The organism is Buchnera aphidicola (Periphyllus testudinaceus) (assembly GCF_964059035.1).
GTDB classification, from domain to species: domain Bacteria; phylum Pseudomonadota; class Gammaproteobacteria; order Enterobacterales; family Enterobacteriaceae; genus Buchnera_J; species Buchnera_J aphidicola_BN.
This window is the reverse complement of sequence record NZ_OZ060380.1, coordinates 77,220-100,586: the sequence shown is the minus strand read 5'-3', so window position 1 is coordinate 100,586 and position 23,367 is coordinate 77,220. Positions and strand designations below refer to the sequence as shown.

Annotated in this window: 20 protein-coding genes and 1 tRNA gene; 7 read left to right on the top strand and 14 right to left on the bottom strand. The window is 19.3% G+C overall.

Annotated elements, in window-relative coordinates:
* Nucleotides 1–169: 169 nt before the first annotated feature.
* The 8 genes from pheT to ydiK all read right to left on the bottom strand — a co-directional run bounded on the left by pheT (nt 170) and on the right by ydiK (nt 9,337).
* Nucleotides 170–2,557 carry a phenylalanine--tRNA ligase subunit beta gene (gene pheT / locus AB4W45_RS00485; protein ID WP_367671359.1) on the bottom strand — a complete coding sequence of 796 codons (2,388 nt, stop codon included), beginning with the start codon at nt 2,555–2,557 and terminating at the stop codon, nt 170–172.
* 12 nt (nt 2,558–2,569) lie between these two features.
* Nucleotides 2,570–3,556, bottom strand: coding sequence for a phenylalanine--tRNA ligase subunit alpha (gene pheS / locus AB4W45_RS00480; protein WP_367671358.1), 987 nt, complete (start codon nt 3,554–3,556; stop codon nt 2,570–2,572).
* Between the two features lie 157 nt (nt 3,557–3,713).
* On the bottom strand, nt 3,714–4,073 hold the full coding sequence (gene rplT / locus AB4W45_RS00475) for a 50S ribosomal protein L20 (protein ID WP_367671357.1): 360 nt from the start codon (nt 4,071–4,073) through the stop codon (nt 3,714–3,716).
* Between the two features lie 44 nt (nt 4,074–4,117).
* Nucleotides 4,118–4,315, bottom strand: a complete 198-nt coding sequence (gene rpmI / locus AB4W45_RS00470) for a 50S ribosomal protein L35 (protein ID WP_367671355.1) — start codon at nt 4,313–4,315, stop codon at nt 4,118–4,120.
* A gap of 52 nt (nt 4,316–4,367) precedes the next feature.
* On the bottom strand, nt 4,368–4,907 hold the full coding sequence (gene infC / locus AB4W45_RS00465) for a translation initiation factor IF-3 (RefSeq protein ID WP_367671503.1): 540 nt from the start codon (nt 4,905–4,907) through the stop codon (nt 4,368–4,370).
* A gap of 36 nt (nt 4,908–4,943) precedes the next feature.
* Nucleotides 4,944–6,836 (bottom strand): threonine--tRNA ligase, encoded by a 1,893-nt coding sequence (thrS, locus tag AB4W45_RS00460; protein WP_367671353.1) that lies wholly within the window; start codon nt 6,834–6,836, stop codon nt 4,944–4,946.
* A gap of 98 nt (nt 6,837–6,934) precedes the next feature.
* Nucleotides 6,935–7,981, bottom strand: coding sequence for a 3-deoxy-7-phosphoheptulonate synthase (locus AB4W45_RS00455; protein WP_367671352.1), 1,047 nt, complete (start codon nt 7,979–7,981; stop codon nt 6,935–6,937).
* A 252-nt stretch (nt 7,982–8,233) separates the two neighbouring features.
* Nucleotides 8,234–9,337 (bottom strand): AI-2E family transporter YdiK, encoded by a 1,104-nt coding sequence (ydiK, locus tag AB4W45_RS00450; RefSeq protein ID WP_367671351.1) that lies wholly within the window; start codon nt 9,335–9,337, stop codon nt 8,234–8,236.
* A 201-nt stretch (nt 9,338–9,538) separates the two neighbouring features.
* On the opposite strand from ydiK, the gene AB4W45_RS00445 reads away from it, so the two are divergent.
* Nucleotides 9,539–9,910, top strand: a complete 372-nt coding sequence (locus tag AB4W45_RS00445; protein ID WP_367671349.1) for a HesB/IscA family protein — start codon at nt 9,539–9,541, stop codon at nt 9,908–9,910.
* A 28-nt stretch (nt 9,911–9,938) separates the two neighbouring features.
* On the opposite strand, the gene tyrS is transcribed toward AB4W45_RS00445, so the two are convergent.
* From tyrS to AB4W45_RS00430, 3 genes are all read right to left on the bottom strand, one after another.
* A complete protein-coding gene (gene tyrS, locus AB4W45_RS00440) occupies nt 9,939–11,216 on the bottom strand; it encodes a tyrosine--tRNA ligase (protein WP_367671348.1) in 1,278 nt (425 codons plus the stop codon).
* Between the two features lie 59 nt (nt 11,217–11,275).
* Nucleotides 11,276–11,914, bottom strand: a complete 639-nt coding sequence (gene nth / locus AB4W45_RS00435; RefSeq protein ID WP_367671347.1) for an endonuclease III — start codon at nt 11,912–11,914, stop codon at nt 11,276–11,278.
* Between the two features lie 68 nt (nt 11,915–11,982).
* On the bottom strand, nt 11,983–12,615 hold the full coding sequence (locus tag AB4W45_RS00430) for a riboflavin synthase subunit alpha (protein WP_367671345.1): 633 nt from the start codon (nt 12,613–12,615) through the stop codon (nt 11,983–11,985).
* 127 nt (nt 12,616–12,742) lie between these two features.
* Between AB4W45_RS00430 and AB4W45_RS00425 the strand changes: the two genes are divergently transcribed.
* Together AB4W45_RS00425 and tilS are read left to right on the top strand one after the other, a co-directional pair.
* A tRNA-Val gene (locus AB4W45_RS00425) sits at nt 12,743–12,815 on the top strand.
* 68 nt (nt 12,816–12,883) lie between these two features.
* Nucleotides 12,884–14,179, top strand: coding sequence for a tRNA lysidine(34) synthetase TilS (gene tilS, locus AB4W45_RS00420; RefSeq protein ID WP_367671343.1), 1,296 nt, complete (start codon nt 12,884–12,886; stop codon nt 14,177–14,179).
* 16 nt (nt 14,180–14,195) lie between these two features.
* Here tilS and metG read toward each other — a convergent pair whose 3' ends face one another.
* Together metG and dcd are read right to left on the bottom strand one after the other, a co-directional pair.
* Nucleotides 14,196–15,818, bottom strand: a complete 1,623-nt coding sequence (gene metG / locus AB4W45_RS00415) for a methionine--tRNA ligase (RefSeq protein ID WP_367671341.1) — start codon at nt 15,816–15,818, stop codon at nt 14,196–14,198.
* Between the two features lie 93 nt (nt 15,819–15,911).
* Nucleotides 15,912–16,505: a dCTP deaminase gene (gene dcd, locus AB4W45_RS00410; protein ID WP_367671339.1), complete on the bottom strand. Its 594-nt coding sequence runs from the start codon at nt 16,503–16,505 to the stop codon at nt 15,912–15,914.
* A 242-nt stretch (nt 16,506–16,747) separates the two neighbouring features.
* Between dcd and leuB the strand changes: the two genes are divergently transcribed.
* The 4 genes from leuB (at nt 16,748) to leuA (ending at nt 21,524) form a co-directional block, all read left to right on the top strand.
* Complete coding sequence (leuB, locus tag AB4W45_RS00405; RefSeq protein WP_367671502.1) at nt 16,748–17,839, top strand: 3-isopropylmalate dehydrogenase; 1,092 nt, start codon at nt 16,748–16,750, stop codon at nt 17,837–17,839.
* A gap of 3 nt (nt 17,840–17,842) precedes the next feature.
* Nucleotides 17,843–19,258 (top strand): 3-isopropylmalate dehydratase large subunit, encoded by a 1,416-nt coding sequence (leuC, locus tag AB4W45_RS00400; RefSeq protein ID WP_367671338.1) that lies wholly within the window; start codon nt 17,843–17,845, stop codon nt 19,256–19,258.
* A complete protein-coding gene (leuD, locus tag AB4W45_RS00395; RefSeq protein WP_367671336.1) occupies nt 19,255–19,878 on the top strand; it encodes a 3-isopropylmalate dehydratase small subunit in 624 nt (207 codons plus the stop codon). Before leuC ends, leuD begins: the two co-directional genes overlap by 4 nt.
* 107 nt (nt 19,879–19,985) lie before the next feature.
* Entirely contained in the window at nt 19,986–21,524 is a 1,539-nt protein-coding gene (gene leuA / locus AB4W45_RS00390; RefSeq protein ID WP_367671334.1) for a 2-isopropylmalate synthase, read from the top strand.
* A 111-nt stretch (nt 21,525–21,635) separates the two neighbouring features.
* On the opposite strand, the gene gndA is transcribed toward leuA, so the two are convergent.
* Nucleotides 21,636–23,048 carry an NADP-dependent phosphogluconate dehydrogenase gene (gene gndA / locus AB4W45_RS00385; protein ID WP_367671332.1) on the bottom strand — a complete coding sequence of 471 codons (1,413 nt, stop codon included), beginning with the start codon at nt 23,046–23,048 and terminating at the stop codon, nt 21,636–21,638.
* Nucleotides 23,049–23,367: the final 319 nt, after the last annotated feature.

Sequence of the window (23,367 nt, the reverse complement as noted above, 5' to 3'; positions counted from 1 at the left end):
TTTATATTTTAAAATTTTTTTTAAAAGAAATTTATTAAAAACAAAATAATAAAATTCATCAAAAATTTTATTTATAGATATTTAAAAATATTAAAATAACTAATTATAATAAAAAATTTTTTAAAAAATATAAAAAATGAAATAAAAATTTGTATTATAAAATAAAAAATTATTTACTTCTTAATTCAGCTTGAAATTTATTCTTTAGTGTTTTTAAACATTGTTTTAATAAAGATTCGATTTCAATATTAGTTAAACTTTTTTTATTACTTTTAAAAAAAATTCTAATAGATAAACTTTTTTTATCTTTTGGAATATTTTTTCCTTGATAAACATCAAATATATATACATTAAAAATATATTTTAAAGAAACCTGATAACATATATAAACAATTTCCGAAGAAGAAATTTTATTTGATATAATAATAGATATATCTCTTGAACTATAAGGATATAAAAAAAATTCATTAATTTTTTTTTCAATAAATAATAAATTTTTAATAAAAATCTCAAATGCAAATACATCATCTTTAAATTGAAAAAATTTTTTAACAGAATTATCTAACATTCCAATAGATCCTATTAAAGTATTTTTATAATAAATTTTTGAACACAAATTTTTATCAAATCCTAAAATGCTATCTTTTTTAAATAAAATTTCATTATAATTAAAAAAATAAGATAAAAAAAATTCTACATCATATTTTAAATCATAATAATTAAATTTTCTATCCTTATATAACCAATTTTTTTTTTGTTTAAAACCACTTTTTATTCCAGAAAAAACAAAAAATTGATTGATATCAAATTCTTTATTCATTTTTTTTTTAAAACATAAACCACTTTCAAATATAGAACAAGAATCTTGTTGACGATTTTTATTATATAACATAACTTTAATTAACCCAGGAAACAAAGATGCTCTCATATAAGATAAATCTTTAGAAATAGGATTAATAATTTTTAATAATTTATGTTTTTTAGAAAAAATTTTTTGAGATAAAAAGTCTGAAAAACTATAATTTATTACTTCAGAATAACCTTTGTTTAATAAAAAATTATTTATTTTTTTTATTTTTTTTAAATTAGTATTTACCTTATTAGAATTAAAAAAAAATTTTAAAGGAATAGAAGGTATTTTATTATATCCATAAAATCTTGCTATATCAGATATAACATCTTCTATACATAAAATATCTGAACGAAAAAATGGTGGAAAAACTTTTATTTTAGATAAATTTTCAAAAACACAATATTTTAATTTTTTTAAAATATCAATAATAACAAATTTATTAATTTTAAATCCTAAAATTTTATTTATTTTTTTATATGATAAAGTAATTTTTTTATTATTTTTTATATGAAATTTTGAAAAAAAATTAACAGAACTTATTTTTCCTCCACATAATTTTAATAATATTTTTGTAATTTTTTTTAAAGAAAAATAAGATAAATATTTTTCACATTTTCTAAAATGACTATCATATGATAAATAATAATTTTTATAATTACTTTTAATTCGATCAATATAACTATGATTAAAAACTCCTGATCCTAAAAATATATTTTTAGTATTTTTATTTATATAAAAATCTTTTGAATTTATAAAACCACCTAAAGATATTATTTTTTCATTATTTAAAAGAACAATAGTATCTTTTACTGTTTTAATATAAAAATTTTTTTTTAAAAAAAATTTCTCATTTTTTTTTGATAATCTAATTTTCAAAAAATTATTATTAATTTTATCAAAATCAAAAATATGAATTGATTGACCTAACTCTAATGAAACATAATTTACTACATCTTGAACTATATTAATAGATTCTATATGAGATTTTCTTAAAAATTCTCTAATCCAAAATGGAGTTTTTATAGATAAATCAATATTTTTTATAATTTTTAAAAAATAATTTGAACAAATATTATTTTCTTGAACTAAAATATTAAATTTTTTTGTACTTTTTTTTTTTATATCTTTCTGAATATGATATTTATTTTTTAAATTAATATTATTTAAAACTGAAAGATCTCTTGCAATTCCTAATATTCCTAAACAATCATTTCTATTTGGAGTAATATTGATCAAAATAGTATCTTCAGGATTTTTTTTAAAATACTCTTTAACAAAAATTCCAATTTTAACATTATAAGGAAATTCTACTACATAATTTTTATTTCCAAAAATATTAAAATCAGAATATTTATATATTTTCCATTTTAATTCTTTTATTATATTTTTTTTTAAAAAAACTTCATTTATATTAAAATTTTTGTATTCTTTTATACCTATAGCTAATTTCATTCCTTTATAACAATTTATTTTTTTTGACAATAATTTTATAAACACATTTTTATTAATATAAATTTTAAATATATAACACTTATTTAATTTTTTTATAGATATAACTTTACCAATAATAGAATTTTTAAAATTATATTTTTTTTTTACATAATCTTCTACTTCTAACCCAATTTCAGTCAATTGATTACAAATTACAGAATCTTTAATATTTTTGTTTAAAAAATATTTTAAACATGAAAGACTAAATTTCATTTTTTCTCACTATTATTTAAATTGTTTTAAAAATCTTAAATCATTTTTAAAAAATGAACGAATATTTGATAAATTATATTTTAACATAATCAATCGTTCAATTCCGATTCCAAAAGCACATCCAGAATATATTTTTGAATTAATTTTTACATTTTTTAAAACAGTTGGATGAACCATACCACATCCTAATACTTCTAACCATTTTTGTGACTTATTATTAAAAATATCTATTTCTGCTGATGGAGTAGTAAAAGGAAAATATGAATTCCTAAATCTAATTTTATATACTTTTTTAAAAAAATCATATAAAAAATTTTCCATTATCCACTTCAAATTTGAAAAACTAATACCTTTTTCTACAATTAATCCTTCAATTTGATGAAACATTGGGCTATGTGTTAAACTTGAATCATTTCTATATACTTTTCCTGGAACTACTATTCTAATAGGAGGTTTTTTAACTTCCATTGATCTAATTTGAACACTAGAAGTTTGAGTTCTTAATAAAAAATTTTTATTAAACCAAAAAGTATCGTGACTATCTCTTGATGGATGATCTTTTTTAATATTTAAAGCATCAAAATTATAATAATCACTTTCTATTTCTGGACCAGAAATAACTTCACAACCCAATTTTGAAAAAAAATTCTGTATTTTATATATTGATTTAGTAATAATATGCAATGAACCCGAACAAATTTCTTTAGATGATAAAGTAATATCAATATTACTTTTATTTAAAGTAATATTAGAAAATTTCTCTATTAATTCGTTTTTTTTATTTAAAATTAATTTTATTATTTTTTTTTTAATTTTATTAATAAATATACTAAATTCTTTTCTTTTATTTAAATCCATTTCTTTTAAAAATTTCATTTTTTTTGTAATAAATCCTTTTTTTCCTAAATTTTTAGACTTTATTTCATTTAATTCATATATATTTTTACATTTATTAATTTGTAATAATACATTTTTAATATATTTTTTAGTTAGTTTCATATTAAATTATCATTTTTAAGAAAAAATTAATACTAAAAAGCTTCCTTTAAGGAAGCTGATCAGTTTTATTGTAATTTAAAAAAATATTATTTTTTTATTTATAAAAAAATAAATTAACGTCTAAAACTATAAAAAAATATTTATTGATAACATTTTTTTATTTACTTAAATGTAAACGAGATTCTTTTACTAATTTTGAAAAAGAAATTTGATCATAAATAGAAATTTCAGAAAGAATTTTTCGATTAATATGAATATTCGCTTTTTTTAAACCATGCATAAAACAACTATAAGATAAATCATTTTTCCTAACTGCAGCATTAATACGCGTAATCCATAAATTTCTAAAATTTCTTTTTTTTTGACGTCTATCTCTATATGCATATTGACCTGCTTTTAACACAGCTTGAATAGCAACTCGATATACTCTCGATCTCGCTCCATAATATCCCTTTGCTTTCTTTAAAATTTTTTTATGACGAGCACGAGAACAAACTCCTCTTTTTACTCGAGCCATTTTTAATCCTCATTTAATTTTAAAAACTGAATAAAAATACTATTTTAAATATATGGAAAAAAAGATCTTACTTCTTTTATATTTGAATGAGAAACAATTTTTTTTGATCTTAAATGTCTCTTTCTAGAACTTGTTTTTTTAGTAAGAATATGTCTTAAATTTGCTTGCTTTCTTTTAAATTTTCCAGATGCTGTTTTTTTAAAACGCTTAGAAGCACTTTTTAAAGTTTTTAATTTATTCATTATATATTCCAAAAAATTCTAACATTTTAAAAAATAGATTGTATTTTTTAAATTATATTTTTTTAGGAGATAAAATCATAACCATTTGCCTTCCTTCAATTCTTGAAGGAAAAAATTCAACTAAAGAAATATTACTTAGATCTTTTTTTACCCTATTTAAAACATTTACTCCTATTTTTTGATGAGCCATTTCTCTTCCTCTATAACGAAGAGTAATTTTAACTTTATTACCATCTTTTAAAAAACGAATTAAATTTCTTAATTTTACTTGATAATCGCCTTCATCTGTACTAGGTCTAAATTTAATTTCTTTAATTTGTACTACTTTTTGTTTCTTTTTTTGTTCTTTTAATTCCTTTGTTTTATTGTAAATAAATTTTCCATAATTCATTATTTTACATACTGGAGGTTCTGCATTAGGACTAATTTCTACTAAATCTGCTCCTACCATTTCTGATTGAATTAAAGCATCTGAAAGGCTTACAATTCCTAATTTTTCATTTTTTAAGCCAGTTAAACGTACTTTTAAAGCTCGAATTTCATTATTTATTCTATGAATTCTATTCATTTGCGCTCTTTTCCAGCCTTTAATATTTATTTCCTCCATATAAAAAATAAATAAATAATTTTATTTAAAAATTTTCTCTAAAAATTCTAATAAATTTACATTATTAAAAACTTTTCCAGAAAAATGTCTAATAGAAACAGTATTATTTTGAAATTCTTTATCTCCACAAATTAATATATAAGGAATTTTTGATAAAATACTTTCTCTAATTTTCAAACTCAAACTTTTATTACGTAAATCCATTTCAGTTCTTATATTTTTATTTTTTAAAAAATTCTCAACAGATTGACAATATTTAATATTTTTTTCAGATACATTAATAATTTTTACTTGAACAGGAATTAACCAAATAGGAAGATAACCTTTATATTCCTCAATAAGAATTCCAATAAATCGTTCAATAGAACCTAAAATCGCTCTGTGAATTAATACTGGAAATTTTTTTTTATTATTTTTATTAATATAAAAAGATCCTAATCTTTCTGATAAATAAAAATCTAATTGAATCGTTCCACATTGCCAATTTCTATTAAAACAATCTCTTAATACAAATTCTATTTTTGGTCCATAAAATGCACCTTCTCCTTTTTGAATTATGAATTTTATATCGTTTTTTTGTAAAACATGTAATAAAACTGATTCAGTATAATCCCATACTAAATTATTACCAATTCTTTTCTTTGGGCGAGTAGATAATTTTACAGAAATTTTTTTAAATGAAAAATTATTATATATTTCATAAATCATTTTTATACAATTTTCAATTTCATTTTCTAATTGTGATTTTGTACAAAAAATATGAGCATCATCTTGTGTAAAGTGCCTTAATCTCATTAAACCATGCAAAGAACCTGAAGATTCATTTCTATGACAACTTCCAAATTCAGATAATCGAATCGGTAAATCACGATAAGATTTTAAAGAATTATTAAAAATTTGTATATGTCCAGGACAATTCATTGGTTTAATACAATATTCTTTATTTTCAGAAAATGTAGAAAACATAAAATTTTTATAATTTTCTAAATGACCACTTTTTTTCCATATTAATTTATTCATTAAAGATGGAGTTTTAACTTCTTGATATTTATATTTTATTAACTTTTTTCTAATAAACTCTTTTAATTTTTTAAATATAAACCATCCATTATAATGCCAAAACACCATTCCTGGAACATCTTTCTGTAAATGAAATAAATTTAATTGTTTATTAACTTTTCTATGATCAATTTCTTTTTTATCTTTTAAAATCTTTAAAAAATTTTCTAATTGAAACTTATTTTCCCAAGCAGTACCTGAAATTCTTTGTATCATAATATTATTTTTATTTGATTTCCAATATACTCCAGATAATTTTTGTAATTTAAAATATTTACAAAAATTAACTTTAGGTGCTTGTATACCAGTCAAAAAATCAATATTATCTTCATGAGAATAAAAATAAATATTACTATCACATGAAAAATTTGATTTTAAAATTTTAATTTTATATGTTTCTTTTAAATTTATTAAAATTTTTTTAAAATTTTTATAATCCATTTTTTTTCTAAATATATAATAATTTCTTTTAACTAAAGAACGCATTTTTTTTTCAATTAAACATATTTCTTTCTTAGTTATAGGATTTTTTTTATAAAATTCATAATAAAATTGAGATTTATTTACAAAAGATTTACATAATTTAATTTTTGGCCATAAAGATTTAAGAGTATAACCTAACAAATGAAGACATGTATTTCTAATTATTCTTAACGCAGACTCATCTGTTTTTTTAATAAAAAATAAATTTGAATCTTTTTCAATTAATGTATTCCAATCTACTATTTTTTTATTTAAAAATCCTGCAATATAAGAATTTTTATAAATATTTTTAAAATCTTTAGCAACTTTTCTGATAGAAATAGATTTTTTATATTGTTTTTTGCTACCATCAGAAAATGTAATAACAGGCATCTAATATCCTTAACCTAGAAATAAGAAAAAATATAAAAATAATTTTTATATACTAAAAAATAAAAAAATATTAAAAAAATAATTTATTTTTTAAAAAATTAATTCCTATGACAAATAGCTTCAGATAAATTTTTAATCATTAAAACACTATCTTCCCAATTTAAACAAGAATCAGTAATAGATTGCCCATATTTCATTTTATATTTTTTAGAAATTTGTTGAGAACCTTCTTCTAAAAAACTTTCTATCATCACACCAAAAATATTATTTGATCCATTAACTATTTTCTTACAAACAGATTTACATACATTAAATTGTAATTTATGCTGTTTTAAAGAATTTCCATGACTAAAATCAACCATTAATTTTTCTGGTAAATTAAATTTTTTTAAATTTAAAATAGCTTTATCAATATCTTTTTTATGATAATTTGGTTTAGATCCACCTCTCATAATTATATGAGATAAAGAATTTCCGCTTGTATGATTTATAGTCATTTTACCATTTTTATCAGGTGCTAAAAAAACATGTTGTACTCTTGAAGCTCTTATTGCATCTATTGCAATTGATGTATTTCCATCTGTACCATTTTTAAAACCCACAGGGCAAGATAAAGCTGATGCCATTTCACGATGAATTTGGCTTTCTGTAGTCCTTGCTCCAATAGCTCCCCAACTAATTAAATCATTTATAAATTGTCCAATTACCATATCTAAAAATTCAGTTGCAGCAGGTAATCCTATTTTATTAATATCTAATAAAAATTTCCTTGCAATCGACAATCCTTTATTTACTTGAAAAGTATTATCAATATCAGGATCAGATATTAAACCTTTCCACCCAATAACTGTTCTAGGTTTTTCAAAATATGTTCTCATTATAATTTCTAGAGAAGATTTATATTTTTTTCTTAAATAATTTAAACGATTTGCATAATCTAAAGCTGCAATTGGATCATGTATAGAACATGGGCCAATAATTACTAATAATCGTGAATCTTTTCCTGACATAATATTTGAAATTCTTTTTCTAGTATTAATTACATTATCAATAATTTCAGAAGTAACAGGAAAACATTCTGATAACTTTGCTGGAGTAATTAAAGGATCTATTCTTAATGTTCTCAATTCATCTGTTTTTTTCATATATTTCTCTATAAAATTATAATATTAAAAGAACTAATAACATTTTTTTTTAAATTTATATTCAATTTTTTATAATCTATTTCTAAAATTTAGAACTTTTTTATCAAAAATTTTTTTATAAAATAATAAAAAATTACTAATATTATAATTTATTAAAATATAAAAAATTTATATTTATAAAAAAATTTCATATTTTTTATAAAAATATTTTATTTAAAATTTTTAATAAAATTAAAAATTTAAAAAAATTTGTTATTTATTTTTTATAATTAATTTTTTAATTTTTTTTATATTATATACGTTTTTTTCCGATTTTTCTTTCATCCAAGATAAAATAATTCTATAAGTAATATCTAAAATAACAGGGCCAATAAATAATCCTATCATTCCAAATGATATAAAACCACCTATAACACCTGATATAATTAAAAAAGAAGGTAAATTAATTCCAATTTTAATAAATAAACATCTTAAAACATTATCTAATATAGAAAGAAAAAAACTCCACAATAAAAGAAATGTTGCATAAAAGAAATATTTCTTCCAAAATAACCAAAAAACAATTGGAATTAAAATAGGAAGAGATCCTATTTGAATCAATGACAAAAATATTATTAAAATAATTAAAAAAATAGAATATGGAAGGCCTATTATAAATAAACCTAAACCAGCTAAAATTCCTTGAAAAAAAGCAGTAACAACTACACCTAAAGCAACTGAACGAATAGCTTTTCCTATAATTAATAATATTTCATGAATAGATTTTGAATTCAAACGATAAGACACATCATAAATAATAGAATTTATACTTTCACCTTTCCAATATAATAAATAACTAAAGAAAAAAACAAAAAACAAATCAATCAAAGATTTAGTTAAAACTTTTATTTGAAAAATTAAAAATTTAATAAATTGATAAATATAAGGTTGAAAATAATGAAATATATTATTTTTTTTGATATTTAACAAATTATTGTATCCAGATTCAAATCTTGAACCAAAAATAGGTATAGAATTTAAATAATTTAAATTAAAAATTTTATGATCTTCAGTTGCAATCCAATTAATAAATAAAATACTATTTTCAATTAAACTATTTATAAAAAGAAATACTGGAATAAAAAATAACAATAATAAAAATATCATTATAAAAAAAACAGATAAATGCCTTCTTCCTCCTAAAAAATGTTCTAATTTTAACATTAAAGGCCAAGTAGAAATAACTATCATGCTAGCCCAAAATAAACTTTTAAAAAAAGGACATATAATATAAAAACTTGCTAAAATAATAGATGAAATCGAAATTGTTAAAACAATAATCTGTGATAAATCCATACTATCTTTTGGATTTTTCATAAAATTATACCTTAATTATTTTTTATACTTTTAAAAAAACTAAATTTTATTTAAAAAATATTATAATATAGTATAATATATAAGTAAAAAAATTCTATTAATCATAAAATTTTATAACTATAATAAAATTTTGTAAAAAAAATTTTTTTTATTTTCTAAAAAAATTATAATAAATATTATAAATTAGAGAAAAATGTTATTATGAAAAATTATCTATTTAAATCAAATATAAAAAAATTAAAAGGTATATATATCACAAAAAATGCACTTAAAAAAATTAATTCAGAATTTAATTCAAATAAAAAAATTAATATTAAAATAAATATAAAAAAAACAGGATGCGCAGGATTTAAATATTTTTTAAAAAAATATAACAAAATTAAAGAAAAAGACATAATTTTTTTTAAAAAAAATATAAATATTATAGTTTCAAAAAATGAAATAAAATTTATTGATGGAATAAAAATAGATTTTATTCAAGAAAAATTCAAAAATATTTTTAAATTTTTTCATAAAAATATAAAAAATACATGCGGTTGTGGAGAAAGTTTTCAAATTAAAAATATTTTTTAATAAATTTTTTATAAATTTTAAAAACATTTTATTTCCATATTATAAGAAAAAATGTTTTTTTTCCTTTTTTAAGTAATGTATATTTTTTAAATAATTTATCCAAATCTGAAAAAATGTAATTTATATTTTTCTCTTTTTTATAATTAATGGAAATTGAATTTGAACTAATTAAATCTCTTGCATGTCTATATGAAGTCGCTAAATTAGTTAAATATAAAACTTCCTTCAAATTATATATTTTATTTTTTAAACAAATATGAGGAGCATTATATTTTTTTAATTTTTTTAAATTTTTTAATTTTAACATATTTAATTTTTTAGAAAAAAAAATATTAGAAATTTTTTTAGAAATTTTATATTTTTTTTTTCCATGTATTAAACAAGTAACATTTTTTGCAAGAATTTTTTTTGATTTAATATAAGTATTTTCTTTTTTATCTTTTTTTTTCATTTTCTGAATTTTATCTATACTTAAAAAAGTAAAATATTTTAAATAATTATATATATTTTTATCTGTAGTATTTAACCAAAATTGATAAAATTCATATGGAGTAGTTTTCTTTGAATCTAACCATATTGTTTTTAATCCACTTTTTCCAAATTTTTCACCTGTAGAAGTTGTTAAAAGAGGCAAAGTTAACCCAAAAACTTCAGAATTGTACAAAGAATGAGTTAAATGAATACCAGAAGTAATATTACCCCATTGATCAGATCCACCTATTTGAAGCATAGTATTATAATTTTTATATAAAATAGAAAAATCATAAGCTTGTAATAAACTATAAGAAAATTCAGTAAACGAAATACCTTTATTATCCCTATCAATTCTTTGTTTAACGGATTCTTTATTAATCATTTGTTTAACGGAAAAATTTTTTCCGATTTTTCTTAAAAAACTAATTATATTTAATTTTTTAAACCAATCGTAATTATTTAAAATAATTGCTTTATTTGATATATCTGAAAAATCTAAAAACAATGAAATTTGACTTTTAATATTCTCAATCCAAGAAGATGTATCAACAAAATTACATAATTTTCTTTCTTCTAATTTAAAACTAGGATCTCCAATTAAACTAGTTGCTCCGCCAATCAATACAATAGGAGTATGTCCTTTTAATTGAAATCTTTTTAAAAATAATAAAGGAAGAATATGACCAACATGTAAACTATCTGCAGTAGGATCAAAACCACAATATATAGAAATATTTTTTTTTTCTAATAAAACATTAACTTTAATATCATTAGTAATTTGAGATATTAATTTACGTTTTTTTAACTGATCAAGAAATTTTATTTTTAACATATAAATCCTATTTTCTATAAAAAATAAATATAAAATATACTATAATACAAAAAATTTTTTTAAAATTTTAATTTATTATTATACTTACATAATTTATATAATATACAAATATTACATTGAATATTTTTTGCTTGGCAAACATTTCTCCCATGAAATAACAACCAACTATGAATATATAATTTCATATTATTAGGTATAATTTTTAATAAAATTGATTCAACTTTTATTGGAGTATTTCCAATTGCTAAACCTAATCTATTACATATTCTAAATACATGAGTATCTACTGCAATAGTTTTCTTATTAAAAATAAGATTTAACACTACATTAGAAGTTTTTCTTCCTACACCAGGCAACTTTTCTAATTCTTTTCTAGATGAAGGAACTAAACCTTTATATGTATTCAAAAGAAGAATACAAGTTTGAAAAATATTTTTTGCTTTTTTTTTATATAATCCTATATTTTTTATATAATATCGTATTTTTTTTTCTCCTAATAAAATCATTTTTTTCGGGTTATTAGCAACTAAAAATAAATTTTTAGTAGATTTATTTACAATAATATCCTGTGATTGAGCAGATAAAATAACAGATATTAAACATTCAAAAGCAGAAGAATATAATAACGTCGTTCTTTTTTTTTTTTTATATTTTTTTTTCAATAAAAATAAAATTTTTTGTATATTTGTTCTATTCATTTTTATATTACTAAAATTTTTTTTATACTATATATTATAAATATAAAAATTTTTAAGTTAAATAATTATTAATTATGAAAATTTAAAAAATTATGTTTTTTTTTAAAAAAACTTTTACAAGTATCAACTATAATTTGAGTCATAGAATCAATTTCAATATTTATAAAATCGTTCACTTTTCTAAACATAAAATTAGTTCTTAAAAATGTTTCAGGAATGATACGAACATAAAAACAATTTTTTACAATCTTTCCGACAGTTAAACTTACACCATCCAAACAAATAAAACCTTTGTAAAAAATATATTTTATAAATTTATTATTTAATTTTAATAAAAATTTTAAATATTTTTTAGATTTAAAAATTTTAATAATTTTAGCAGTAGTAATAATGTGGCCAGAAACAATATGACCTCCAATTTCATCATTAAATCTAGCAGCTCTTTCAACGTTTACTAAATCATTTTTTTTTAAAAATTTTAAATTAGTTTTTTTATAAGTTTCATTAATAATATGAAATTTAGCTATATTTTTAAAAATTTTTATTATAGTTAAACAACAACCATTATTAGATATTGAATCTCCTATATGAATTCCTTTTAAAAAAAAATTAGGCATAAAAAAATAACATTTATAATATTTAGAACTTTTTTTATTAATAGATAAAACAGTAGCTACTCCTTTTATAATACCTGTAAACATTATTTAACCTCGTATTTTTTTAAAAAAATAATAAAAAATAATTAATATATAAAAAAAAAATATATAAAAAGTTTTGTATTTACAAATAAAAATTTTTTATTTAAAATAAAAAGAAAAATTATAAAAAACGTTCGTAGCTCAGTTGGTAGAGCGCTACTATGACATGGTAGAAGTCAGTGGTTCAAGTCCACTCGAACGTATTATTTATTTTTTAATAACAAAAAAATATATTTTAATTTAAATAAAAATATAAAATAATTAATATAATATGATAAACTTTAAAAAAAAAATATCAAAATATAAAAAATTTTTAGTTGCATATAGTGGAGGAATTGATTCTACAGTACTTTTATATAAATTATTAGAAATTAAAAAAAAAAAAAATATAAAAATCAGAGCAATACATATAAATCATCAAATATATAAAGAATCAAAAAAATGGAGCAAACATTGTAAAAAAATTTGTATAAAAAATAAAATTAAATTTATCGAAGAAAAAATTTTTTTAAAAAAAAAAAATATAGAGTCTCAAGCACGAAAAAAAAGATATCAAATATTTAAAAAAAATTTATTATCAGAAGAAATTTTGTTAACAGGACATAATTTAGATGATCAATGCGAAACTTTAATACTATCTATAAAAAGAGGAAGCGGACCAAAAGGGTTATCTAGCATTTCTTATAAAAAAAAATTTTTTAAAAATATTTTGATAAGACCATTATTAGAATTTTCTAGATCAAAAATTGAAAAATGGGCAAAAAAAAAAAAATTAAAATGGATAAATGATCATAGCAACAACAACTTATCTTATGATAGAAATTTTATTCGACATAAAATAATGCCTATTATTAAAAAAAGATGGAAATTTTTTCCAAAAAATTGTTTAAGAACAACTCAATTAATTCATAATGAACACAAACTTTTAAACAATTTTATACATCCAATTATAAAAAAAAATTTATATAAAAAAAAAGCATTATATTTAAAAAATATAAAAAAATTAAATATAAAAATGCAATATTTTATAATTAGAAAATGGATAAATATACAAAAAAAAAAATTACCATCATTAATTTTTTTAAAAAATATTATAAAAAATGTAATTAATAATAAAAAAAAAAAAAATCCTAAAATTGTTTTAAAAAAATATGAAATTTGGAAATATCAAAATCATTTATTTTGGATAAAAAAAAAACCAACAATAAAAAATTATATTATATTTTGGCATCCTCCATTTAAAAAATTAATCCTTCCAAAAAATTTTGGATATTTAAAAATGATAAAAAAAAAATATTCAAAAAATAAACTATATATAAAAAAACCAAAAAAAAATCAATTAATAATAATTAAATTTCAAACTAATAAAAAAATTCAAACTCATCAAAATAAAACTAAAAAAAAAATTAAAAAAATCTTTAATGAATTTAAAATACCTCCTTGGAAAAGAAAAAAAATTCCACTTTTATTTTATAATAATAAATTAATATCTATAATTGGAATTATAGTTACAAAAAAAAAATATAATATTAAAGAAAAAAAAATTTCTGTCATATGGAATAAATAAAAATATACTAAAAATTCTAAAAAGCATGAATTAAAGAACTTGAAATTCTTTTATATAAATGAACAAATATAGAAATTTTATGATTTAATAAAGGTGTTTTGCATACTTTAAAAGATATTTTACTCATTAAAAAAGATTCAACTCTACAAATTAAATCTGGCATAATAGGTTTCAACCATGTAATCAAAAAACGAAATAAATTAATACCCATTGTACAAATTAATTGTATTTTTTTATTATATTTATCTTTTTTAGAAATTTTCCAAGGATGTTTTTTAGTAATATAATTATTTGCTATATCAGAATATTTTGTAACAATTCGAATAATAGAAGAAAACTCTCTTTTTTCAAATAAAAACATAATTTTTTTTGTTTTATATAAAAATAAATTATATAATTTTTTTTCTAATATAAATTTACTTAATTTTCCATTAAAATTAATATTAATAAAACTTGCACATCTAGAAGCAAGATTTACAATTTTGTTTACTATATTTGAATTAATAAGATTAATAAATTCTATTATATTAAATTCAATATCATCTATTGATGACGACGATTTAGATGCAAAATAATACCTTAAACTATCAGAATCAAAATATTTTAAAAAAGTTTTTGCTTTTATTAATTTATTTTTTGATTTAGACATTTTTTTATTATTTAAAGTAACATATCCATGTGTAAAAATTTTTGTTGGTTTTCTAAAATTTATACCTTCTAATATCGCAGGCCAAAATATACTATGAAAATAAATTATATCTTTTCCTATAAAATGATATAAATCTGTATCATTACTATTTTTCCAAAATTCATTAAAAACAATATTTTTATTTTTTTTACACAAATTTTTAAAAGTACTAATATAGCATATAGGAGCATCTAACCAAACATAAAAATATTTTTCTTTATAACCAGGTATTTTAAAACCAAAATAAGGAGCATCTCTTGAGATATCCCATTTTTTTAATCCTTTTACAAACCATTCTTTAATTTTATTTTTAACTTTTTTTTGTAATACTCCACAATTTAACCAACGTCGTATTTTTTTTTCAAATACAGGTAAATCAAAAAATAAATGAATTGATTTTTTTAAAACAGGAATACTTCCAGATATTTCTGATCTAGGATGTAACAAATCTGAAGCATCATAAACACATCCACAATTTTCGCAATGATCACCATATTGATTTTTTTTATTACATTTTGGACAATTTCCTTTTACTAGTCTATCAGGAAGAAACATTTTTTTTTTTAAATCATATAACTGTAAAATTTTTTTTTCAGAAATATATTTTTTTTTTTTTAAAAACAAAAATATTTTATTAGAAAAATAAAAATTTTCTTTACTATCTGTACTACCATAATTATCATAAGAAATATTAAAATTTAAAAAATCTGAAATATGCTTTTTAAAAATATTTTTTATTAATATTTTTGGATTAATTTTCATTTCTTTAGATTTTAACATAATTGGAGTTCCATGAGCATCATCTGCACAAATAAAAAATACTTCTCTTTTCCTCATTTTGTGATATCTAACCCATATATCAGCTTGAATATGTTCTAATAAATGACCTATATGTATAGGACCATTTGCATACGGTAAAGCACAAGTAACTAACATTTTTTTTTTTATCATATATTATTTTCATTTTAATTAATTTTAATTTATTAAATATATGTCTAATTCTTTAAAAATATGCATTTAAAAAAAACATATTACTTAAAAAAATTATTTAGATACTTCATCTTTATATATTAAACTAGATAAAATACTTGATTGATTGAAATATTTTGAGTTATTTTTAAAATTATATGGTCTTTTAGAAGTTCCAGATAACTTTTCAAAACTTAAAGCAGCTATAGCCATTCCTGGACTTAAAGCTAAAATTGATTTTCCTGCATTAAAAATTTCTAATACAATATTTCCATTCCATCCTGGATCAATTCTATGTGAAGTCATATGTATCATTAATCCTAATCTTGCTAAAGAAGATCGACCATCTAACCATCCAACTAAATTATTTGGAATAGAAATTTTTTCTAAAGTCATTGATAAAATAAAATCTTTAGGTTTTAAAATAAATGATTTTTCTTTACTTATAATTAATTCATCACTAATATTTTTTTTTAATCCTAATTTAATAACTTTTGATGATTTTCTTAAATCAATAACATTATTTTGAAAATTCTTAAATACTCTAAATTTATTACTTAAATGTATATCTATAGTTAATCCATTAATTTTTTTAATATTAGGTATCGGTTTTATTATTATTTTTTTTTCTAAAATATATTTTTCAATATCACTATCACATAGTCTCATATATTTTGTCTCATAAATTATTTAAATAATTTTTATTAAATTATTTTAAAAATAATTTTTTATAAAAAATTCCTTATTATTATAACATTTTATCTATTTTTTTAAAATAAATTTAATTGTTTTTTTTATTTTTTTTTTAATTATATATATATATTTTAAAAAAAACTAGTACTTTTGAAAAGTTTAAAACTCTTTATTTATGTGGTATGATCAATCATATTTTAATAAAAAAACTTAAAAAAATGAAAAAAAGATATAAAATAGCTATTTTACCGGGTGATGGAATTGGTCCAGAAGTTATGAATGAAGCTTGCAAAATAATTAAAATTTTAAAAAAAAAATTTAATTTAATGATTGAAACTCAAGAATATGATATCGGAGGAATTGCAATTGATAAACATGGAACAGCGCTACCAAAAAAAACACTAAAAGGATGTAAAAAATCTGATGCAATTTTATTAGGATCCATAGGTGGTCCAAAATGGAATTCTTTATCTCCAAAAAATAGACCAGAAGTTTCTTCTTTATTATACATAAGAAAATATTTTAATTTTTTTGTCAATTTAAGACCCTCTTTATTATTAAACAAACTAAATTATCTATCTCCTTTAAAAAAAAAAATAGTAAAAAAAGGATTTGATATTTTATGTGTACGCGAATTAACAGGAGGAATATATTTTGGAAAACCTTCTAAAGAAATAAAAAAAAAAAATCAACATTATGCAATAGACACAACAATTTATAATAAATATGAAATAAAAAGAATAGCTAAAATTGCATTTCAAGAAGCAAGTAATAGAAATTTTAAAGTAACATCTATAGATAAATCTAATGTTCTCCAAACATCTAAATTATGGAGAAAAACTGTTGATAAAATTTCAAAAAAATACCCTAAAGTAAAATTATCTCATTTATATTTTGACAATGCAGTAATGCAGATTATAAAAAATCCAAGTAAATTTGATGTAATTCTATGTCCAAATCTTATAGGAGATATTATATCAGATGAATGTGGAATCTTAACGGGATCTATTGGAATGTTACCTTCTGCAAGTTTAAATGAAAAAGGTTTTGGATTATATGAACCTGCTGGAGGATCTGCTCCTGATATTCAAGGAAAAAATATTGCTAATCCTATTGCTCAAATACTATCTTTATCCATGCTATTAAAACATAGTTTTAATATGAACAATTTATCAAATTTAATAAATTATTCAGTACAAAAAACTTTGTTAAAAGGTTTTCAAACATATGACATTTCTGATAAAAAAAAATTTATAACAACTGAACAAATGGGGAATGAAATTATTAAATCGATAATTCAGGATTATTAAAAAATGCAAAAAACTTTATATCAAAAAATATACGATCTTCATCTAATAAATTCTACTGAAAATAACCCTATTATATATATTGATTTACATCTTATTCACGAAGTTACTTCTCCGCAAGCATTTCATGAAATAAAAATAAAAAATCGAACTATTAGAAGACCCGACAAAACATTTGCTACAATGGATCATAATGTTTCAACTATAAAAAGAAAAATTTCAGATTCTGGAAAAATGGCTAAAATTCAAATGCAGAAATTAATTAAAAACTGCAAAAATGAAAATATTCCATTATATGATATTTCACATGTGAAACAAGGAATTATTCATGTAGTAGCTCCAGAACAAGGAATGATTTTACCTGGAATGACTGTTGTATGTGGCGATTCTCATACATCTACTAATGGAGCTTTTGGAGCATTATCTTTTGGAATTGGTACTTCAGAAGTAGAACACGTATTTGCTACTCAAACAATTCCACAAAAAAAATTTAAAAATATGAATATTAATATTAACGGAAATATTAAAAAAGGAATCTCTGCAAAAGACATTATACTTTACATAATTAAAAAAATAGGATCTTCTGGAGGATCAGGATATGTTATTGAATTTACAGGAGATGTAATAAAAAAATGTAGCATGGAAGAAAGAATGACAATATGCAATATGGCAATAGAAATGGGAGCAAAATCTGGAATTATAGCTCCAGATCAAACTACTTTTAATTATTTAAAAAAAACTACATTTTCTCCTAAAAAAAAAGATTGGAAAGAATCTATAAAATTATGGAAAAAATTAAAATCTGATAAAAATGCTTATTTTGATAAAAAAATTTCTCTTAATATTACTCACTTAACTCCTCAAATAACTTGGGGAACAAATTTAGATCAAATTATCTCTATAAATAAAAAAACACCAAAAATAACAGATTTTAAAAATAAAAACAAAAAAATATCTGCTAAAAAATCTTTTTCATATATGGGAATAAAACCTAATACTTATTTAAAAAAACTTATAATAAATAAAGTATTTATAGGATCATGCACTAATTCAAGAATAGAAGATCTAAGAGAAGTATCAAAAATAATTAATGGTAAAAAAGTTCATAAAAATGTTCAAGCCATAATTGTTCCAGGTTCAAATTCAGTAAAAATACAAGCCGAAAAAGAAGGATTAAATAAAATATTTATAAAATCAGGATTTGAATGGAGATATTCTGGATGCTCTATGTGTTTAGGTATGAATAATGATCGATTAAAAAATAAAGAAAGATGCGCTTCTACAAGTAATAGAAACTTTGAAGGAAGACAAGGAAGAGGCGGAAGAACACATTTAGTTAGTCCAATAATGGCTGCTGCAGCTGCTATATATGGTTATTTTATAGACGTCAGAAAATTATACAAAGAGAATTTAATTAAATGAAAAAATTTAAAATACATTTAGGAAAAATAGTTCCTATTAATATTATTAATATTGATACTGATATTATCATACCTAAACAATTTTTAAAAAATACTACTAAAATTGGATACGGAAAACACTTATTTCATAATTGGAGATTTTTAAATAAAAAAGAACTTATAATTAATAAAAATTTTATTTTAAATCATAAAGAATATAAAAATTCAAGTATATTAATTACAGGAAAAAATTTTGGATGCGGATCATCTAGAGAACATGCAGTATGGGCATTAATGGATTATGGATTTAAAGTAATTATTTCATCTAAATTTTCAGATATTTTTTATAATAATAGTGTAAATAATAATCTTTTATTAATAAAATTAAAAGAAAAAAATATACAAAAAATAATATCTTATATTCAAAAAAATAAAAATAAAAAATGTATTATCAATTTAATTAAACAAAAAATTATATTCAAAAATAAAATATATAAATTTTCGATTAATAAATCTTATAAAAAAAAATTATTAAATGGATTAGATGCTATTGATTTAACATTAAATTATATAAAAAAAATTATTTATCATGAAAAAAAAAACATTCCAAAATTTTTAGAAAATAGAAAATTATTTTCTTAATTTTATTTAAAAAATTATAATTATTAATTTTTAAAAAAATAATTTTAAAAAAATTGAAAATTTTCTTTTTAATATTACAAAAATATAAAACTTATATAAGATAATCTATGAAAGAAAAAATTATTATATTTGATACTACTCTCCGAGATGGAGAACAATCATTACAATCTAGTTTACAAATAAAAGACAAAATAAAAATTGCATTAGCTTTAGATGCAATGAAAATAGATATTATTGAAGCTGGTTTTCCTATTTCTTCTCCTGGAGATTTTAAATCAGTTCAAGAAATTTGCAAAAATATTAAATACAGTACAATATGCAGTTTAGCTCGATGTGTTAAAAAAGATATTCAAGTAGCAGCAAAAGCAATGTCAAAATTAGAACACTTCAGAATTCATTTATTTGTAGGAACTTCAAAACTACATATAGAATCTAAATTAAAAAAAAATTTTGAAGAAATTCAAGATATGGCTATAAAATCTATTAAAATTGCTAAAAAATATACAGACGATATAGAATTTTCATGTGAAGATGCTGGAAGAACTAATATTGATGAATTATGTAAAATTGTAGAAATACTAATTAAAAATGGAGTAAAAACTATTAATATTCCAGATACTGTAGGATATACACTTCCAAATGAATTTTCACAAATAATTTCAAATCTTTATAACAGAGTTCCAAACATTGATCAAGCTATTATTTCGGTTCATTGTCACAACGATTTAGGAATGGCAGTGGGAAATTCTATTTCTGCAATACAATCTGGAGCTCGTCAAATTGAAGGAACAATTACAGGAATAGGTGAAAGAGCAGGAAATGCAGCTCTTGAAGAAATTATAATGATTATAAAAACTAGAAAAAAATTATTAAATTGTTTTACTAATATAAAACATAAAAAAATTTATCATACTAGTAAAATAATCAGTAAAATTTGTAATATTTCTATACCACTCAATAAATCCATAATAGGAAAAAATTCTTTTTCTCATTCATCTGGAATTCATCAAGATGGAGTTATAAAAAATAGAAAAAACTATGAAATAATGTCTCCACAAGATATCGGTTTAAAAAAAATTCAATTAAATTTAACTTCACGTTCTGGAAGAGCAGCAGTAAAACAAAGAATGAAAGAAATTGGATATTCAGAAAAAAATTATAATCTTAAAAAATTATATAAAAAATTTTTAAAATTAGCTGACAAAAAAGGACAAATTTTTGATTATGATTTAGAAGAATTAGCATTTATTAAAAAAAATAATAAAAAAAATAAATATTTTAAATTAAAAAATTTAAAAATCTCTTCTACTGTTTCCAAAAAAACAAAAATTTTTATAAAACTTTATTTTGGAAAAAAAATAAAAAAAATAAAAATAAAAACAAAAAATGGACAAATTAATGGAATTTATAAAGCTCTAAAAAAAATTACTAAAATTAATGTCTTATTAAAAAACTTTCAAATAAATTCTGTAAGAAAAGGAAAAAATTATTTCACAAAAATAAAAATTTTAATGAAATACAAAAATAAAAAATTTTATGAAACAAATCTCAATAAAGATTTAACAAAAGCATTTGTTCAAGCAATAATAAAAATTTTCAACAATATTTGGAAATCTAAACAAATAAAAAAATTATATAAAAAATAAAAAATTAATTTTTAATATATTTTAAAGAACCTTCTTAGATAAAATAAAATATAAATTTTTCTAAGAAAGTTTTTTAGTTTTATAAAAAAATTAAAAAATATAAAAAATTATTTATTTTTTTAACCAATCTGTATGAAAAACACCTTCTTTATCTTTTCTTAAATAAGTATGAGCTCCAAAATAATCTCTTTGAGCTTGTATTAAATTAGATGGAAGAAAAGATGATCTATATGTATCATAATAAGATATAGAAGCAGAAAAAGCCGGAGTCGGTATACCATTTAATACAGAATAAGAAACAATCTTTCTTAAAGATTTCTGATATTTATTAGAAATATTTATAAAATATGGAGTTAATAATAAATTTACTAAATTATTATTTTTTTTATATGAATTAATAATTTCTGTTAAAAAATTAGCTCTAATAATACAACCTGCTCTAAAAATTTTTGCAATATTAGAATAATTTAAATCCCAATTATAAACTCTAGAAGCAGTATTTAATTGTGAAAAACCTTGAGCATAAGAAATAATTTTTCCTAAATATAAAGATCTACGAACATTTTCAATAAATTTTTCTTTATTAGAATTTACATTATTAATTTTAGGACCTTTTAAAAAAGTAGAAGCTAACACTCTTTGATCTTTTAAAAAAGATAAATATCTAAAAAAAACAGATTGTGTAATTAAAGATAATGGTTCATTTAATTCTAATGCACTTTGACTTGTCCATGTTCCTGTTCCCTTATTACTTGCTTTATCTAAAATCACATCAATTAAATAATTTCCATAAGAATCTTTTTTTAAAAAAATATTTTTTGTAATTTCTATTAAATAACTTTTTAGTTCTCCTTTATTCCATTCTGAAAAAATACAAGATAATTCTTTATTACTTAAATTTAATGTTTTTTTTAATATAAAATAAGCTTCAGAAATTAATTGCATATCTCCATATTCAATTCCATTATGAACCATTTTTACATAATGTCCTGACCCATCAGTTCCAATATAATGAACACATGATTTATTATTTTTTGTTTTAGCAGATATTTTATTTAATAAAGAAGACACTTTTTTATATGCAATTTTTTGCCCACCAGGCATAATAGCGGGACCATTTAAAGCGCCTTCTTCACCACCTGATATACCAGCTCCAATAAAATTAATTTTTTTTTTAAATAATTTCAAACTTCTTTTTATAGTATCCTTAAAAAAACTATTTCCCCCATCTATAATAATATCTTCTTTATCTAAATAAGGAATAATTGAATTAATCATTTGATCGGTAGGATTTCCAGATTTAACCATTAATAAAATAACTCTAGGTTTTTTTAAAGATAAAATAAAATCTTTTAATTTAAAAAATGGAAACAATTTTTTTTTTGGATTATTTAATATTACTTCTTTTGTTTTTTCTGAAGATCGATTAAAAATTGATACAGTATAATTTTTACTTTCTATATTTAATGCCAAATTTCTTCCCATTACAGCCATTCCAACTACACCAATTTTATTTAATATCACTAAATTTCTCCTTTATTTTCTAAATAATATTTTTTTAAAAATAAAAAAATATAAAAAATACCATTTAAAAACTTTAATTTTTTATTTAAAATAAATAATCTATATCATTTATTTTACAATATTAAAATATAATTATTAATAATATTTAATCTAAAATTTATATATAAAATTTTGTTATTTAAAAAATATTTAACATTTTAAAAAATAAAAAAATCTTAAAAAAATATTATCTTTATAAATGTTGTACGTTAATAAATTATTTAAAAAATAATAAAATAAATAATTTTCTTATATTTTTTAACAAAAAATATAAAATAAT